16 protein-coding genes are annotated in these 16,928 nt (G+C 63.7%); 5 read left to right on the top strand and 11 right to left on the bottom strand.

What is annotated here, in order from left to right; genetic code table 11:
• The first annotated feature begins 449 nt into the window (after nucleotides 1–449).
• From HAP47_RS28355 to HAP47_RS28345, 3 genes are all read left to right on the top strand, one after another.
• A complete protein-coding gene (locus tag HAP47_RS28355; RefSeq protein WP_173641773.1) occupies nucleotides 450–1,619 on the top strand; it encodes a sensor histidine kinase in 1,170 nt (389 codons plus the stop codon).
• 217 nt (nucleotides 1,620–1,836) lie between these two features.
• Nucleotides 1,837–2,241 carry a DUF1236 domain-containing protein gene (locus HAP47_RS28350; protein WP_173641774.1) on the top strand — a complete coding sequence of 135 codons (405 nt, stop codon included), beginning with the start codon at nucleotides 1,837–1,839 and terminating at the stop codon, nucleotides 2,239–2,241.
• Nucleotides 2,242–2,391: 150 nt separating this feature from the next.
• Nucleotides 2,392–4,380 carry an AI-2E family transporter gene (locus HAP47_RS28345; RefSeq protein ID WP_173641775.1) on the top strand — a complete coding sequence of 663 codons (1,989 nt, stop codon included), beginning with the start codon at nucleotides 2,392–2,394 and terminating at the stop codon, nucleotides 4,378–4,380.
• A gap of 89 nt (nucleotides 4,381–4,469) precedes the next feature.
• On the opposite strand, the gene HAP47_RS28340 is transcribed toward HAP47_RS28345, so the two are convergent.
• Together HAP47_RS28340 and meaB are read right to left on the bottom strand one after the other, a co-directional pair.
• Nucleotides 4,470–5,117 carry a pyroglutamyl-peptidase I gene (locus HAP47_RS28340; RefSeq protein WP_173641776.1) on the bottom strand — a complete coding sequence of 216 codons (648 nt, stop codon included), beginning with the start codon at nucleotides 5,115–5,117 and terminating at the stop codon, nucleotides 4,470–4,472.
• Entirely contained in the window at nucleotides 5,114–6,106 is a 993-nt protein-coding gene (gene meaB / locus HAP47_RS28335; protein WP_173641777.1) for a methylmalonyl Co-A mutase-associated GTPase MeaB, read from the bottom strand. Before meaB ends, HAP47_RS28340 begins: the two co-directional genes overlap by 4 nt.
• A gap of 157 nt (nucleotides 6,107–6,263) precedes the next feature.
• On the opposite strand from meaB, the gene HAP47_RS28330 reads away from it, so the two are divergent.
• Entirely contained in the window at nucleotides 6,264–6,734 is a 471-nt protein-coding gene (locus tag HAP47_RS28330) for an SRPBCC family protein (protein WP_173641778.1), read from the top strand.
• A gap of 15 nt (nucleotides 6,735–6,749) precedes the next feature.
• Here HAP47_RS28330 and HAP47_RS28325 read toward each other — a convergent pair whose 3' ends face one another.
• The 9 genes from HAP47_RS28325 to HAP47_RS28285 all read right to left on the bottom strand — a co-directional run bounded on the left by HAP47_RS28325 (nucleotide 6,750) and on the right by HAP47_RS28285 (nucleotide 14,887).
• Entirely contained in the window at nucleotides 6,750–7,517 is a 768-nt protein-coding gene (locus tag HAP47_RS28325) for an RsiV family protein (RefSeq protein ID WP_231169007.1), read from the bottom strand.
• Between the two features lie 70 nt (nucleotides 7,518–7,587).
• On the bottom strand, nucleotides 7,588–9,747 hold the full coding sequence (gene scpA / locus HAP47_RS28320; protein ID WP_173641779.1) for a methylmalonyl-CoA mutase: 2,160 nt from the start codon (nucleotides 9,745–9,747) through the stop codon (nucleotides 7,588–7,590).
• A gap of 12 nt (nucleotides 9,748–9,759) precedes the next feature.
• Nucleotides 9,760–10,230, bottom strand: coding sequence for a GFA family protein (locus HAP47_RS28315; RefSeq protein ID WP_173641780.1), 471 nt, complete (start codon nucleotides 10,228–10,230; stop codon nucleotides 9,760–9,762).
• Nucleotides 10,227–12,101, bottom strand: coding sequence for a methylmalonyl-CoA mutase family protein (locus tag HAP47_RS28310; protein ID WP_173641781.1), 1,875 nt, complete (start codon nucleotides 12,099–12,101; stop codon nucleotides 10,227–10,229). The genes HAP47_RS28315 and HAP47_RS28310 overlap by 4 nt, the downstream gene beginning before the upstream one ends.
• Nucleotides 12,102–12,208: 107 nt before the next feature.
• The gene (gene folK, locus HAP47_RS28305; protein ID WP_173641782.1) at nucleotides 12,209–12,700 is read right to left on the bottom strand and encodes a 2-amino-4-hydroxy-6-hydroxymethyldihydropteridine diphosphokinase; all 492 of its coding nucleotides are present in this window, start codon (nucleotides 12,698–12,700) and stop codon (nucleotides 12,209–12,211) included.
• A 20-nt stretch (nucleotides 12,701–12,720) separates the two neighbouring features.
• Nucleotides 12,721–13,101, bottom strand: coding sequence for a dihydroneopterin aldolase (gene folB / locus HAP47_RS28300; RefSeq protein ID WP_173641783.1), 381 nt, complete (start codon nucleotides 13,099–13,101; stop codon nucleotides 12,721–12,723).
• Nucleotides 13,098–13,955, bottom strand: coding sequence for a dihydropteroate synthase (gene folP, locus HAP47_RS28295; protein ID WP_371821669.1), 858 nt, complete (start codon nucleotides 13,953–13,955; stop codon nucleotides 13,098–13,100). Before folP ends, folB begins: the two co-directional genes overlap by 4 nt.
• A gap of 98 nt (nucleotides 13,956–14,053) precedes the next feature.
• On the bottom strand, nucleotides 14,054–14,461 hold the full coding sequence (locus HAP47_RS28290; RefSeq protein WP_092125172.1) for a DUF4332 domain-containing protein: 408 nt from the start codon (nucleotides 14,459–14,461) through the stop codon (nucleotides 14,054–14,056).
• Between the two features lie 60 nt (nucleotides 14,462–14,521).
• Entirely contained in the window at nucleotides 14,522–14,887 is a 366-nt protein-coding gene (locus HAP47_RS28285) for a hypothetical protein (RefSeq protein WP_092127034.1), read from the bottom strand.
• Between the two features lie 354 nt (nucleotides 14,888–15,241).
• Here HAP47_RS28285 and HAP47_RS28280 point away from each other — a divergent pair, with 354 nt between their 5' ends.
• On the top strand, nucleotides 15,242–16,861 hold the full coding sequence (locus HAP47_RS28280) for a helicase HerA-like domain-containing protein (RefSeq protein WP_173641784.1): 1,620 nt from the start codon (nucleotides 15,242–15,244) through the stop codon (nucleotides 16,859–16,861).
• Nucleotides 16,862–16,928: the final 67 nt, after the last annotated feature.

The following is a 16,928-nucleotide window of genomic DNA, read 5'->3' as shown; positions in this document are numbered from 1 at the left end:
CGACAACAAGTCAGCAGCCCCAAATGGTCAAAACTCTTTCAGCTCTTGCAGTACTCGCACTCCTTGGAGCTTCGGTGGTATCGTTACCTGGTTTTGCTCCCAGCGTGGAAGCAAGCGAAATTACGGTGCTAGGCAAGAGCGACCGTCTTGAAGTCCGGACGCGTGGCCCCAATTGTTCAATCCAGATTTGGCCGGATTTCGCCTCCGTGTGCTTGCGAATGTCAGGTTCAACCGCCAAGATTTCAGAAGCTCGCGTTGTGACCGCGCGCCGCTAGTTGGCCTGTTGCGCAGCCTTTCGGCGATACGAAGAACTCGATATCGCCCAGAAGGTCGCAGCAACGGCTTCCGTCTTCCAGCGGTCGGTGAGGTTCGTTTTCGCCTTTGGCAAATTTAGACAACTTCGCGAGGGGCCGATCGGTTGATCGGTTGCTTGGCGAGCGAGGCCCATCGTGTCGACAGATTTAACGCCGGTACCGAACGTCTTGGTCGTCGAAGACGAGATGATACTGCGCATGCGCGCGGTCGACATCGTGGAGGACGCGGGGTTCAACTCCATCGAAGCGGTCAATGCTGATCAGGCAATTTCGATTCTTGAATCTCGGTCGGACATTTCCCTGCTTTTTACCGACATTCAAATGCCGGGCAGCATCGACGGCTTGATGCTCGCCCATGCGGTCCACGACCGCTGGCCCTCCATCAAGATCATCTTGGTCTCCGGACAAGTGAAGCCGTCTGATGCGGAAAGGCCGACTAACAGTCAGTTCTTCGGCAAACCGCTGGCCGTCGACCAAATCATCACGGAGTTGCAGGCCATGGTGGGCGCGGGTGCGCTGACGATCGTTCCGGGGACAGGCGCGTTGCCCGTAGGGTCGGTTACGCCGTCGTCACGCACCGACCAGGAACTCGCTTTGCTGGCAGAGAACGATAGCCTCCGGCTATTGCTTGAGCAAGCCGGCGTCGATGCTGCGACGTTTCTTGCCCAGGCCGGGATCGACGCCAAGGAGCGCGAAGCCGCGGAAAGGTTGCAGCAGCTTATTCTTGGAGAACTTCATCATCGGATCAAGAACACGCTTGCGACCGTAAGCGCGATCGCGTCTCAGAGCTTCCGTACAGCGCCGAGTATTGAGGCCGGGCAGAAGGCCATGGAGGGCCGGCTGGTCGCATTGGGACGGGCGCACGACCTGCTGATGCAGGTCAGTTGGGCCAGCGCCAGTCTTACCCACACGTTTAGCAACGCAACCGAGCCATATGACAGCCAAGGGTCCAGGCGCTTTCACTTCAATGGGCCCGATCTCAGAATTACCTCAGGAGCGGTCATTGCACTTGCAATGACTTTCAATGAACTCTGCACGAATACGACCAAGTTTGGCGCGCTTTCGGTCCCTGCCGGTCGCGTGGAAATCGCGTGGACGATAGATAAACCCAAACAACGACTTAACCTTGCCTGGACTGAAAGTGGTGGTCCGGCCGTCGAGTTGCCGACCCGGCAAAGCTTCGGCACTCGCATGATGAAATCTCTCGGCCAGCAATTGAACGGCCAAGTGAAACTTGCCTACGAAACGTCGGGATTCACATACTCGCTGGACGTGCCGCTCAGCTCCGTCGCGGCAGCCGCGTGACGATTCTCATGATCGCGCGGACGTGCCTCCTTTGCGAGGCGCAAGCCGGGCGATCTGCAAGTCGCAAGAGATCGAGTGCATCAGGCGCCGTCCGCCTCCGAGTTTCAAAGCACGACCGGATGGTTGTCGCGTCTACGTGTACGTCCAAGACAATCTATAGGAACCGATTGCCGGTCTGGCACTTGTTCCCGCACCAATCCCCACCGTAGGAGTTGTCATGATCTGCCGTTCTGTCGGAGCTGCCGCTATCGCTGTCGCACTCCTAATTCCCGTTGCGGCCCAGGCCCAGGGTGTCCCTGGAGGCGTCGAGCGCGGAGCGCGGGATGGTGATCGAGCGGCGGGCCCGGTCGGTGCAGTCGTCGGCGGCGTCGTTGGTGGCGTAGAGGGAGTCCTTGGTGTTGATCAGCGTCCTCGCTTTCATTCTTACGTTGTCGAACAGAGGCGTCCATCATACCAGTATCGCGAAGATGTAAGAGTTGGAGCGGTTCTTCCCGAAGAGGGCGTTACCTACTATGATGTACCGCCCGAGTATGGCGCCCGTGATTATCGCTATACGGTGGTGAATGGTCGCACCGTGTTAGTCGAACCGCGAACACGCCGGATCGTCGAGATTGTCGAATAACAACCATGGGCCGTCTTTCGAGACGGCCTTTTCGTTTGTCGACCAATAAGGCTACCGGGCACGTTGCTCATGTACTTTAGGCAATACGAATGCCGCGCTCGAACGCCCATTCGTCAAATCATTCCGTAACAACCGAAGCTGGGCCAGCAGATGATGCCTGTGACCAGGCAGCCGTTCAAAGCACGTACGACTGAAGAGCTTGTGGCCTTGTTCGGCACGGTGGCTGTTGCGATCCTGGCTGTCATAATTGTTGCGATGCTCTATTTCGGGCGCGAAATCTTCGTGCCAATCGCATTGGCAATTCTTCTCAGCTTTGTCTTGGCACCGGTGGTCTTGATACTGCAGCGCATCCATGTACCGCGCGGATTGGCGGTCGTGAGTGTAGCTCTGCTCGCCTTCGCACTCATTTTTGCGATGGGAAGCCTTCTCGCTACGCAATTGGCGCAGCTCGCCGGAGATCTACCGCGCTATCAATCGACGATCAGCGAAAAGATCCAGTCGTTTCGGGATACCAGGGCCGGCAGAGGGACGCTTGAACGCGCCTCCGACATGTTGAAAGATCTCAGTAAGGAGATCGATAGGCCGAAAGAGCCTGCGTCGGCGCGGGGGCTAAGCTCCTCAATTGTCAATCCTGGTGCCTCGCAAGCCCCCGTTCCGGTGGAAGTACGCCAGCCCGATCCCGGTGCACTGGAGAACCTGCGGACCTTGATCTCTCCGCTTATTCATCCTCTCGCAACAACCGGCATCATCATCATCTTCGTGATCTTTATACTTCTTCAACGCGAGGATCTCCGTAATCGCCTCATTCGGCTGGCTGGCTCCTATGACCTGCAACGAACCACGGCGGCGCTGGACGATGCGGCGATACGCCTTAGCCGGCTGTTCCTGACCCAGCTCATTCTAAACAGCGCATTCGGCGTGGTGATTGGGTTGGGCTTGTGGCTCATAGGGACACCCAGCGCGATCCTTTGGGGCATTCTGGCGGCAGTCCTTCGTTTCGTGCCTTATATCGGCGCCGTCATCGCGGCCGCGTTCCCGCTTGCCCTGGCAGTAGCTGTCGATCCTGGCTGGTCCATGCTGCTATGGACGCTCGCGCTCTTTTTTACTGTCGAGCCAGTCGTCGGCCATGTCATCGAGCCGATGGTCTATGGCCACAGTACAGGGCTCTCTCCCGTTGCCGTGGTTGCGGCGGCGACGTTCTGGACCGCACTTTGGGGACCCATTGGGCTCGTCCTCGCGACGCCTTTGACGGTATGCCTTGTCGTGCTTGGGCGCCATGTAGAGCGTTTGGAATTTCTTGACGTCATGTTCGGGGACCGCCCGGCCCTTTCGCCGCCTGAAATCTTCTATCAGCGCATGCTGGCCGGTGACCCGGCGGAGGCCGCCGAAAAGGCCGAACAATTCCTGAAAGAACGTTCTCTGGCCTCATACTATGACGAGGTCGCCTTGAAGGGTTTGCAACTGGCGCAAATCGATGCCGCGCGCGGAGCGCTGGACCCGGAGCGTCTCGAGAAGCTCCGAGATGCCGTCACGGAGTTTGCGGGCGACGTAGCCGATCAGGATGAGAGAGCGCTGACAACGGTTCATTTAACCACCGATGCGGAAGCCTCGTCCGCAGTCGAAAGCGTCGCGGAAAATGCGGTGCACGAAAACCTACCCATTGTTAGTAAGGAAAGCCTGCCGCCCGATTGGCTCGGCGAGCACCCCGTTCTTTGCCTGGCTGGGCGCAGTCTCATCGATGAAGCGGGTGCGATCATGCTCGCTCAGCTTTCGACCGCACACGGTCTCTCAGCGCGGGTTGAAGGCGCGGACGCGCTGTCGAGCGCAAACGTCTTCCGACTTGATGGTACCGGTGTTGTGATCGCTTGCCTGGTCTATCTCGATTCGAGCGGACCAGCGCATATGCGGTATTCGGTTCGGCGCTTACGGCGAAAGCTGCCCAAGGCAATCATAATCCTGGGCTGTTGGGCCAAGGACGTCGATCCAGCCGCGCTGGAAGTGTTGCGGGGCAACGCGAAAGCCGATCTGGTAGCAGCGGGCCCGGGGGAGACTGTCAAGCTTTGCATAGAGGCTGCGGGCGGGGCATACCCGTCTATCGCAGTTTCCATGCAGGACAGATCCGGTAATGCCGCCGCTTGAGATTTTAATGGCCCGAGAATGAGAAAGCTCAAGCGACGCCCAGATGCGCAGGGTCCCGGTTCGTGACGACATTGTCCAATCCGGGTCGCTCACGCGCGCGCGGCCTGCCGGGCCAGTTTTACCAGCTCCAGCAGCATGGCTTCGCCGGCATCGACCAGCGCTTCCAGCGTGATGGATGATTTGCCAGACGCGGCCGTGCCGTCACGGGCGAGCGGCGGAACGTGGACGAATTGCGCGAGGGGCAGACCGTTGTTGCCGTTGACGACCTCGATCGCGTGCCAGCTCAGATAATTGCAGAGATAGCTGCCGGCATCGCGCGACGTTCGTGCATCGATGCCGGTGGCCAGCGCGGCGCGCCGCAGCTTTTCGCTGTGCGGCCCGAACACCTTCGCATCGGCGCCGCTCTCGATCGATCCCTGGCGCGCATGCTGGCGGCCGGCATCGGGAAAGCGCGTCGTCACCGCATTGCGGGCGCGGCTTTCGATCCGCAGATGTGCGCTGCGGCGGGCGAGGCCGAACATCAACAGCGCCTGCGGGCGATGTCGTGCGATCAGCTCGGGCAATTCGCGATCGATGGCCGCGTAGGTGACGTCGAAGATGTGGCTCGTCAGCGCGACGTTGTCGAAAGCCGGCCGGCGCAACCCGGTGAGGCGCTTGACGAGCGGCATGGTCGGGTTGAACGGCGCACCCGGGAACGGCCCGAAGCCGGTGACGAGGATGCGCAGTTTGCCGCTCAATGCAGTATCTCCGCGATCTGCTCGGCGGCGACCGCGGGCGAGATGCGGCCGCCGGCGACCTCGGCCTCCATCTTCTTGACCTTGGCGCGGATCGCAGCGTCCGAGCGCAACCGCGCCATCATCCGGCTTTCCAGCATCGACCACATCCACTTCACCTGCTGCTCGCGGCGGCGGGCTTCGAATTCGCCCGAGGCGTTCATCGCGGTGCGGTGATCGAGGATCTTCTGCCACAGCCGGTCGAGCCCGGCGCCGGTCAGTGCGGAATAAGTCTCGACCGGGGGATGCCAGTGCTCGGAGCGCGGCGCCAGGATGTGCAGCGCGCTGCGATAGTCGGCGGCGGCGAGGTTGGCGCGCTTGAGGTTGTCGCCGTCGGCCTTGTTGATCGCGATCATGTCGGCGAGCTCGACGAGGCCCTTCTTGATGCCTTGCAGCTCGTCGCCGGCGCCCGGCAGCATCAGCGCCAGGAAAAAGTCGGTCATGTCGCAAACAGCGGTCTCGGACTGGCCGATGCCGACGGTCTCGACCAGCACCACGTCGAAGCCGGCGGCCTCGCACAACAGCATCGCCTCGCGGGTCTTCGCCGCGACGCCGCCGAGCGTGCCCGAGGACGGCGAAGGGCGGATGAAGGCCTGGTCGGAGACGGCGAGCCGTGCCATCCGGGTCTTGTCGCCGAGGATCGAGCCGCCGGTGCGCGCCGAGGAGGGATCGACCGCCAGCACCGCGACCTTGTGGCCGCGCTCGATCAGGAACATGCCGAGCGCATCGATGGTGGTCGACTTGCCGACGCCGGGCGAGCCGGTGATGCCGACCCGCAGCGCCTTGCCGGTGTCGGGCAGCAGCGCTTGCACCAGCTCGCGCGCCGCCGCCTGATGATCGCCGCGCCGGCTCTCGACCAGCGTGATCGCCCGCGCCAGCGCGGCGCGGTGGCCGGCGCGGAGCTGCTTGGCGAGGGCGTGGATGTCGGGAGAGGCGGGCTTCGGCGAGGTCATGGCCTTGGTTTACAACGGCTGCCGGTTGCAGGCGAGGGCGGAGTCCGCACTCGTCCCCGGTCAATCGCGAGATCGGAAATCGGGTGGGCGCGCCCGCCGCCATGCGGTTGATCAGGACCCGTTCCGCATCATTGCGGACCAACATCCGGAGCCTGCCATGACCCGAGCCTATTACAGCACCGTCCTCGAGCATCCGCTCGATACCGTGTGGTCGCTGATCCGCGACTTCAACAATTACCCGGCCTATATCGAGGGCGTCAGCGAAAGCGTGATCGAGGACGACAAGCGCGGCGACCAGATCGGTGCTGTCAGGCGCTTCTGCTATCTTGGGCTCTGGGTCAGGCAACGCCTTGCCGGCCACTCGGACACGCAGCATTCGCTGACCTATGCCAGCATCGAGCCGTTGCCGTTCCTGGCGGATGCCGGTTCGGAAACGCCGCAGCCGACCCATTACGAGGGCACGATGCACCTGCTGCCGGTCGTCGAAGGCAACCGCACCTTCATCGAATGGTCGGTCAAGCTCGACACCGTGCCCGGCGATGCCGATCGCTGGCACAGCCAGTTCCAGGCCTGGATTCCGGACTGGACCGGCTCCCTGATCAGAGCGCTGGCGCGTCAGCCAGGCTGAGGCCCGCTGAAGCAGCTATTGCGGCTGATCGTCCGCGTCGCTCTTCGGCCGCGTGCCGCCGAAGATCTTCGCGCCTTCCGCCGTCAGATACGGCTTCAGCGTCTCCCAGGGCACGAAGACGACATACTGGCCTTCGGCATAGGGGCCGACGGCGTAGGGCGGGTAGTGAAAGGTGAGGCCGGAGCTCTTGTCGGCTTCGGTCGACGGCGCCAGCGTGACCGCGCCGATCTTGAGCAGGGTCGGCTTCAGCTCCTTGTACCACTCGGCGGTTGTGGTCTCGCCGGCGCCGCGCCGCTTCTTCTCGGCATTCAATGCGCTGATGACGGCCTTGCGCATCGCCGTCAAGGTTGGGCCGTTGTCGGCTGTCTCGGTGAAGAAGGGACGGATGCTGATGCGCTTCTTCGCCGTCGCATCCCACAGGATGGTGTTGACGTCGGAGTTCGGATGCGCGCCGAGCGTGTCCATGTAGTCGTCGCGCAGCACGCTCACATAGCGGCCGTCGACGACGGAGCGCACGGAATATTTGCGCTCGAATGAATAGCCGCCACGGTCTTTGAAAAGCTCAGGCTCGTCCTTGCGCGCGGAAGCCGCCTCCGCGGCGTTCTTGTCGATCCACTTCCGGCCCTCGGCGAGGCAGTCGGTCGCCAGCGCCGGATCAGCCTTGATCTTGTCGTCGAGATAGACATCGGCCTCGATGCTCGCGTTCTTGATGGTGGCGTCGGGCTTTTGATCGGCGGCGCGTGCCGGAAGGCAGAGGCAAGCCAGCAGGCCGGCAAGGCCCATGATGCGGACAGGCGTCATCGAGCGAGCGGCGCGCATGGAGAACTCCTGACGGGGAAGGGATACGGTCGCGCTACTCCGCCGCCGCCGCGCTATGGCCGAGCCGGGCGTTGAGCTTGTGGATCAGCTCCTCGGCGGCGTCGGAGATCACGGTGCCCGGCGGGAAGATCGCCTCGGCGCCCGCGGCATAGAGCGCATCGTAATCCTGCGGCGGCACCACGCCGCCGATGATGATCATGATGTCCTCGCGGCCGTGCTTCTTCAGCGCGGCCTTCAATTCCGGCACCGCGGTGAGATGCGCTGCGGCGAGCGAGGAGACGCCGAGAATGTGAACGTCGTTCTCGACCGCCTGCCGCGCGGCTTCGTCGGCGGTTGCGAACAGCGGCCCGATATCGACGTCGAAGCCGACATCGGCGAAGGCCGATGCGATCACCTTCTGGCCGCGGTCATGGCCGTCCTGGCCGATTTTTGCCACCAGGATGCGCGGGCGGCGACCTTCGGCCTCTTCGAAGGCGTCGATCAGCGCCTGCACCTTTTCGACCTTGTTGGACATGGCCGCTGCCTCTCGCTTGTAGACGCCGGTGATGGACTTGATCTCGGCGCGGTGGCGGCCGAACACGTTTTCCAGGGCGTCTGAAATTTCGCCGACGGTGGCCTTGGCGCGCGCGGCGTCGATCGCGAGCGCCAGAAGATTGCCGTTGCCTTCACCCGCCGAGCGGGTCAGTGCGGCCAGCGCCGCATCGACGTCCTTCTGGTTGCGCTCCTTCCTGAGCCGCGCCAGCTTGTCGATCTGCAGCCGCCGCACGGTGGAGTTCTCCACCTTCAGCACGTCGATCGGCCTCTCGTTCTCCGGCTTGAACTTGTTGACGCCGATCACCGCCTGGCGGCCGGCATCGATCCGCGCCTGGGTTTTGGCAGAGGCTTCCTCGATCCGCAGCTTCGGCACGCCGGCCTCGATCGCCTTGGCCATGCCGCCGAGTTCCTCCACCTCCTGGATGTGACCCCAGGCCTTGGCCGCCAGATCCCGGGTCAGCCGCTCGACATAATAGGAGCCGCCCCAGGGATCGATGATGCGGTTGGTGCCGCTCTCCTGCTGCAGGAACAGCTGCGTGTTGCGGGCAATGCGCGCCGAGAAATCGGTCGGCAGGGCTAGCGCCTCGTCGAGCGCGTTGGTGTGCAGCGACTGGGTGTGGCCTTGCGTCGCCGCCATCGCCTCGATCGTGGTGCGCATCACGTTGTTGAATACGTCCTGCGCGGTCAGCGACCAGCCCGAGGTCTGGCAATGCGTGCGCAAGCTGAGCGAGCGCGGGTCCTTCGGGTTGAATTGCTTCAGCAGCTTGGCCCACAACAGCCGCGCGGCGCGCATCTTGGCGACTTCCATGAAGAAGTTCATGCCGATCGCCCAGAAGAACGACAGCCGCGGCGCGAAGCGGTCGACGTCGAGGCCCGCGGCAAGCCCGGCGCGCAGGTATTCGACGCCATCGGCCAGCGTATAGGCGAGCTCGAGATCCTGCGTCGCGCCGGCCTCCTGCATGTGATAGCCGGAAATAGAAATGGAATTGTATTTCGGCATCCGCTGCGAGGTGTAGGCGAAGATGTCGGAGATGATCCGCATCGAGGGCGCGGGCGGATAGATATAGGTGTTGCGCACCATGAACTCTTTCAGAATGTCGTTCTGAATGGTGCCCGACAGCTTCTCCGGCGGCACGCCCTGTTCCTCGGCGGCGGCGACGAACAGCGCAAGGATCGGCAGCACCGCGCCGTTCATGGTCATCGACACGCTCATCTGGTCGAGCGGGATGCCGGCGAACAGCGTGCGCATGTCGTAAATGGAATCGATCGCGACGCCGGCCATGCCGACGTCGCCGGAGACGCGCGGATGATCCGAGTCATAGCCGCGGTGGGTGGCGAGGTCGAACGCGACCGACAGGCCTTTCTGTCCGGCTGCGAGGTTGCGGCGATAGAAGGCGTTGGAATCCTCCGCCGTGGAGAAGCCGGCATATTGCCGGATGGTCCAGGGCTGATTGACATACATGGTCGGATAGGGGCCGCGCAGATAGGGCGCGATGCCGGGCCAGGTCTCGAGGAAATCGATGCCTTCGAGATCGGCCTCGCCGTAGACGGACTTCACCGGGATGCCCTCGGGCGTCAGCCACGGCTCGGCGCTCGCGGCCGGCATCGCCGTGACAACGGGCTGGAAGGCGACATCGGCGAAATTGGGAATGCGGGTCATTCCTTGGCTTCCTTAGTCATGGTCCGGATGCTGATGGCTGACGATGGTCGCCATCTTCTCCGGTCCGTAATTCTGCATCGTGGTCTGGCTCGGCAGATTGGCGATGCCGACCACCCAGCCTTGGCGGGACTCGGTTCCGAATTGCTGCGTTGGGATCACCCGGTCGGGCCGGTCGAAGGCACCGGTCATGATCTCGATACGGGGACCGTCGATCCGCCGGAAGCTGAGCGGCGTGCCGCAGGCGGCACAGAAGTCGCGCTCGGCGATCGAGGAGGATTTGAACGCCGCCGGCTTGCCCCGGGTCCAGGCGAAATCCTCTTTGTTGATGTCGGCGAATGAGGCAAACGGCGCACCGGAGGCCTTTTGGCACATCCGGCAGTGACAGATGCTGACGCGGTTCGGTGCCGCGGACACCGCAAAGCGCACGGCGCCGCACTGGCAACCGCCGGTCAGAACGGGTTTCGCTGGTGTCTCTGCCGTCATGCCTGCTCCATCCGCCGATAGGCGTCGCGCAATGTCGCCAGCGCATCACCGCCGGCGAAGACGAACTCACCGATGCCGGCCGCCCGCAGCGCCGCTTCCTGGTCGCCGGGCCGCCCTGCCAGATAGATATGCCTTGCTCCGGCGCCGTGAAGGGCCTTGGCGGCCTCAACCGCCCTGACGGCATAGACTTTATCCGAGGAACAAATGCACGCCATCGCGGCGCCCGAGGCCTCGAAGGCCGCGGCAAGCGCTGCCGCGTCGGCAAAGCCCTCGCTGTCGATGGCTTCGATTCCGCCGGTCTCGAAGAAGCTTTTTGCAAATGTGGCGCGGGCCGTGAAATCCGCCGGCGTGCCCAGATTTGCGAGGAAGATTTTTGGCCGCGCGCCACGGGCCTTCAGCGCGGCGTCGGACTTGTCGCGCAGCGCCTCGAACGGTTCGGCGAGCCGCATCGGCGCAAGGGCATCGAAGCTGACCTTGGCACCGGCGGTGGACACCGGCGCGGCCGGCTTCACATCCAGGACTGCAAGGTTGGCCTCGTGCAGGTTCGGAAATTCGCTGGCGCCGGTCAGCACGTCGCGCCGCTTCGCCACGTTGGCTTCGCGCTGCGCCCGCGTCGCGGCGACCTTGTTTTGCAGCAGCCCCTGCTCGAGCGCGGTGAAGACGCCGCCGGCCTTCTCGATCTCCTGGAACAGCGTCCACGCCGCCTCGCAAAGCTGCGAGGTCAACGTCTCGATGCCGCCGGCACCTGCCGCGGGATCGGAGACCTTGGCAAGGTTGGACTCCTCGAGCAGCACGAGCTGCGTGTTGCGCGCGACGCGGCGGGCGAAATCGTCCGGCAGCCCGAGCGCCAGCGTATGCGGCAGCACGGTGATCGCATTGGCGCCGCCGAGCCCGGCGGCAAAGGTCGCGATCGTCGCGCGCAGCATGTTCACGTTGGGGTCGCGCTGGGTCAGCATCCGCCAGGCGGTCTGCGCATTGACGAAGATCGGCTTCGGCATAAGGCCGCAGGCCTCTTCGATCCTTGCCCACAGGCGGCGCAGCGCGCGGAATTTCGCCATCGTCAGGAACTGGTCGGCATCGGCGCTGAGCCGGAATGAGACGGCTGCGCGCGCCGCATCGAGATCGAGCCCTGCGGCTTCCAGCATGCGCAGATAGGCGAGCGCGGTCGCAAGCGTGAAGGCGAGTTCCTGCACCTCTGATCCGCCGGCATCGTGCACCGGCCGGCCATCGGCCAGCACGAACGGCCCCTTGAAGCCGCGCTTGATCAGGCCGTTGACGACCTGGCCGAACGGCTTTGCGTAGTCGGTCCAGCTGGCTGCCGCCGCACCGCGCACGGCAATCGTGCCGAGCGCCTGATAATTGAAATGCAGGTCGAGCTTGGCCGGATCGAGCTTGCGGGCCTCGACCATCTCGGCAAACGTCTCGCCGGCGTTCTCGCGTCCGATCACCGGGTTGAGCGCGATCATGATGCCGGCATCGAGATGGACGCCGCCGCAGGCCCGCGCCAGCGTCTTCTTGCTGGCGTCGGCGAGGCCGAATCCGCGCGCGCCGGGACCGCCGGGGAACTCGAATTCGAGGCCGGTTGCTCCGTTCTCGAGATCCTCCAGCGCCTGCGCATTGGCCGCTGCGGCGTCGGGATGATCGACCCGTTGCAGGATCTGCCAGGGGGTTGCGGCGGCGCGGCCGGGAAGCGGGCTTGAGTTGGTCGCGCGGCGATAGATCGGATCGATCCTCAGGCCATCATAGGTCTTGCCGACCAGCTTGTCGAACGGCGCGCCCTTCAGCACGCCGTCGACCAGCTTGCGCCAGTCGTCATAGGTCGCAGGTGCAAAATCCGAAGCCAGAGTCAAATCGTCAGTCGAGGTCGTCATCCGCCCAAATCGCCCTTCATCGGCCCCGCGACGGGGTCCCTTGATTTGGCCGGAAATTGCCACGGGCGGGCGGCCAAGCCAAACGGTTGTTTGAGGTCGTGCGGCTTTTAATCGAGGTCCGCTAGACGGAAAATACCGTCCGTCGAGACCCCAGCCAGCGCATCCGCGACGCGGCGCCCGGCGATGACGCGGTCGGGAACGATCTCGGCCAGCGGCACCAGCACGAAGGCGCGCTCGAACAAACGCGGGTGCGGCAGCGTCAGTTCCGGCTTGTCGAGTGTGACGTCGTCATAGGCGATCAGGTCGAGGTCGAGGGTGCGCGGTCCCCAGCGCTGCTCGTTCTTGCGGTCGCGGCCGAATTTGCTCTCGATCTTGTGCAGCGTGAACAGCAGCGCGTGCGGATCGAGGCTGGTGTCGATCTCGATACAGGCATTGATGAAGCTGTCTTGCTGCGCGTCACCCCAGGGCGGCGTTGAATAGTCCGACGAGCGCGCCACGAGCGCGGCCTGCGTCATGCCGCAGATATTGGCGATCGCCTTGCGAAACGTCGTGCGGACGTCGCCGACATTGCCGCCGAGTGCGATCAGGACGTCAGCCATCAGCGTTCAACCTTGGGCGCTCAACTCTGGGACGCCGGATGCCGCGAGCGCGTGAGCACCACGCCGACATCGTCGAAGATCGCGGCGATCGGCGCATGCGGCTTGTGCACGGTGACCTTGACCGCCCTGACGCGCGGGAAGGTGGTCAGGATGTCATCGGCCACCGCGCCGGCGGCGCGCTCCAGCAGCTTGTAGTTGGTGTTCTTGAATGCCGATGTCGCGGTCGCCACCACGTTGGAATAGGACACCGTGTCGGAGAGGCGGTCGGTACGCGAGGATTCCGAGAGGTCGGTATAGAGCTCGAGGTCGATGACGAAGCGCTGCCCGACTTCGGTCTCATGTTCCATCACGCCATGACGGGCATGGATGACGATCCCGGTGATGAAGATCGTGTCGGTCATTGCTGTCCCTCGATTGCCGCGGCCACCCGCAGCGCCTGAACGGTTTCCGCGACGTCGTGCGCTCGGATGATGCGGGCGCCATTCCGCGCGGCAATCAGATGCGCCGCGATCGAGCCGCCGATCCGTTGTTGCGGCTCCGAGGCCGCGACCGTGCTGATGAAGCGCTTGCGCGAGGCGCCGACCAGCACCGGCAGGCGGAACGAGCTGAGCTCGGAAAGCCGCGCCAGCGCGATCATGCTCTGCTCCGGCGTCTTGCCGAAGCCGATGCCGGGATCGAGCACGATCCGGTCGGGCGCAATGCCGGCGCGTGCCGCGATCTCGAGCGAGCGCTCAAAGAAGGCCGTGATGTCCTGCATGATGTCGATCGCCGGATCGGCCTGCTCGCGATTGTGCATGATGATCACGGGCACGCCGCGTGCGGCGACGAGCGGCGCCATGCCGGCATCGCGCTGCAGGCCCCAGACGTCATTGGCGATTCCGGCACCCTGGTCGAGCGCCCAGGCCACGACCTCCGACTTCATGCTGTCGATCGAGACCGGCACGCCGAGCGCGACCACCTCGGCCAGCACCGGCTTCAGCCGCGCCATTTCGGCCTCGGCGGTGACCGGTTGCGAGCCGTAGGGACGGGTCGATTCCGCGCCGATGTCGATGATGTCGGCGCCCTCGGCGATCAGCCTGCGGGCCTGAGCCAGCGCCTGTTCGGGCGCGATGAACTGGCCGCCGTCGGAGAACGAGTCCGGCGTCACGTTCAGGATACCCATCACCGCCGGATAGGGCCTCGACAGCAGCGCCGGCAGCACCGCTGATACGGCCGGGCCGGTCACCGCCGATGCTATGGGCCTGATTGCCATCATGCGCAGGCTTTGCGCTGACCGCAGCGGCAAGTCAAGGTGCCGCAGCGATGCGTGGCGCCGGCGACCGCGGGTGCGGTTAAGCGAGGCTAATAGTGATGCTAATAGGTGATCTTGAGCGGCAGCTTGCGTGCCTGCTCAATCAGCAGCTCGACTGACTTTTCTGAGGGCATCACGCGGACGAGCTTACGCCGGACATTGGCGTCCTTCATGCTCTGCGCCAGCCGCGACGGGTTGCGCTGCGCGAGCTCCCGCACGGTGGTGACGCCGGCGGCGCGGACCAGTCCGACCTTCGCCTTGCCCATACCGGGAATCCGCATGTAGTCGGAGATGTTGGCCCATTCGAGCAATTGTTGTTCGCTGATCCCGGTCTTGGCGGCGAGCGCCTTGCGTCCCTTGACGGTGCGGGCGGCTTCAAGCAGTGCGTCGGTCGTGCGGATACCCTGCGATTTCAGTTTGGTGGCGCAATAGGCGGACAGGCCTTCGATCTCGGAGAGGGGATATGTCATGATACTCGTATGCAGGTAACTGGTAGAAGGGAGCGCGCGCAGGAGAGTTGGGAAAGTGCTTCAGGCAAACTGGCTGAGGCCCGGCGTCCCCGAGATGATCTCGCCCATTTGATCCGCTCCGATTTTGTCGCGGCCGAACCTGAAAAGTTCACGCGCGACGTTCTGAATTTCACCCATGCTCAGGCCAAGCGCCATCAGCCGGGTGCCGACAGCCATCAGGCCGCCGCCCATCAACCGCGATAGGCCACCGCTGTTGTTGGAGGCGGCGATTGCCGCTTCGGCGCCGGGGATTTGGTCGATCAGAGCCTGAACTTTGTCGGAAGGTCCCTCGTTACGGAGGAAACCCAGAACGATGCCGATGGTTTTTTCAGCGACAGCGCCATCGATGCCGGCCTTCGCGGCCAGCTGTCCAACTAATTCGTCCATCTTGCCCCGCCTCAACCGGACTTTGCCGGGTCGTTCTTGAAGATTTATCTTGAGCGCCTGTGTCACGAAATACAAGCGATCCGCGCATTTCAGTTCGTTTTCTTTTTCGATCGCGTTGTGACTGTGGCCTCGCTGCAAGAGTGAGCGGCGGATTCACACCATCTTGTCGCAATGCGCAATGCCTTTCGTTACTTCGCCGGGAATAAAATATGAGGAACCAGTGGCGCGACAATATACGTCAGCTTGCGCTGACGGTTTCAATCGACCGGCAAGTTGCAATATGATGGCGCTGGTTCGGTATCGAACCGGGTGCGATGATCGAAACGATCTAAATCTGCGTGAAGAGGCGAAGCGATGGCGACCTCCGACAATAAGTTGGCCGATACCGACGAGAAGATTTTTATCGGCAAGGGTGAGGAGACAGCCTGGCTGACGCTGGCGCTGGCCAACCGGCATGGCCTTGTCACCGGTGCAACCGGAACCGGCAAGACCGTCTCGCTTCAAGTGATGGCTGAAGGATTTGCGCGCGCCGGCGTTCCGGTTTTCGCCGCCGACATCAAGGGCGATCTCTCCGGTATCTCCGAGGTCGGCGAGGCCAAGGACTTTATTGTGAAGCGCGCCCAAGAGATGGGCTTGACCTTCCAGCCCGATCAATTCTCGACCGTGTTCTGGGACGTGTTCGGCGAGCAGGGCCATCCGGTGCGCGCCACCGTCACCGAGATGGGTCCGCTGTTGCTGTCGCGGATGCTCGATCTGAACGACGTGCAGGAGGGCGTGCTCAACGTTGCCTTCCGCGTCGCCGACGAGAATGGCCTCGCGCTGATCGACATGAAGGATCTGCGCGCCCTGCTGGATGCGATCGCGCCCGACAGCAGCAAGAAGGGCGCCGGCGACGGCGAAGATCCGCTGGCGTCGATCCGCAAGGCTGCGCAGAGCTACGGCAACGTGTCCAAGGCGACGGTCGGGACGATCCAGCGTCAGCTGCTGGTGCTCGAGAACCAAGGCGGCGCGAAGTTCTTCGGTGAGCCCGCGCTGACGCTGAAGGATTTCATGCGGACCGACCGCGACGGCCGCGGCATGGTTAATATCCTCGTCGCCGACAAGCTGATGCAGAGCCCGCGGCTTTACGCCACGTTCCTGCTCTGGATGCTCTCGGAATTGTTCGAGGAATTGCCGGAGGCCGGCGATCTGCCGAAGCCGAAGCTGGTGTTCTTCTTCGACGAGGCGCATCTGCTGTTCAACGACGCGCCGAAGGCGCTCATGGACAAGATCGAGCAGGTGGTGCGGCTGATCCGCTCCAAGGGCGTCGGTGTTTATTTCGTCACGCAGAATCCGATCGACGTGCCGGACAAGGTGCTGGCGCAGCTCGGCAACCGCGTGCAGCACGCGCTGCGCGCCTTCACGCCGCGCGACCAGAAAGCGGTTGCGGCGGCCGCGCAGACCTTCCGGCCCAATCCGAAGCTCGATACCGCGCGGGTGATCATGGAGCTCGCCAAGGGCGAGGCGCTGGTCTCGTTCCTCGAGGGCGGCGGCACGCCGTCGATGGTCGAGCGCATCATTGTGCGCCCGCCGTCGGCGCGGATCGGGCCGATCACGCCGGAAGAGCGCAAGGCGATCATGGATGCGAGCCCGGTGAAGGGCAAATACGACACCGCGATCGACGCCGAATCCGCCTACGAGATCATCCAGAAGCGTCTCGCCGGCACGGCGACGCCGGCGGGTGGTGCGCCTGCCGAAGGCGGCGGTATCCTCGGCCAGATCGGGGCCATTGCCGCCACGATCTTTGGCACCAATGTCAAGCGCGGCCGACTCTCGACCGGACAGGTGATCGCGCGCAACGTCACGCGCTCGGTGACCGACAAGGTGGTCGGCGGCGTGGTCGCGGATCTCGGCAAGTCGGTCGGTGGTTCGGTCGGCGGCTCGATCGGTCGCGCATTGGTGCGCGGTGCGCTCGGCGGAATCCTGCGCAGGTAGCACCGCGATCATCCGGCCGGAGGAATGGGCAGCCGGCTTTGCCTGCGGCGGCCGGCGCGCTACAACG

Origin of the sequence: Bradyrhizobium sp. 41S5 (assembly GCF_011516665.3) — a bacterium.
Lineage (GTDB): Bacteria > Pseudomonadota > Alphaproteobacteria > Rhizobiales > Xanthobacteraceae > Bradyrhizobium > Bradyrhizobium quebecense.
This window is presented reverse-complemented; position numbering and strand designations above follow the sequence as displayed.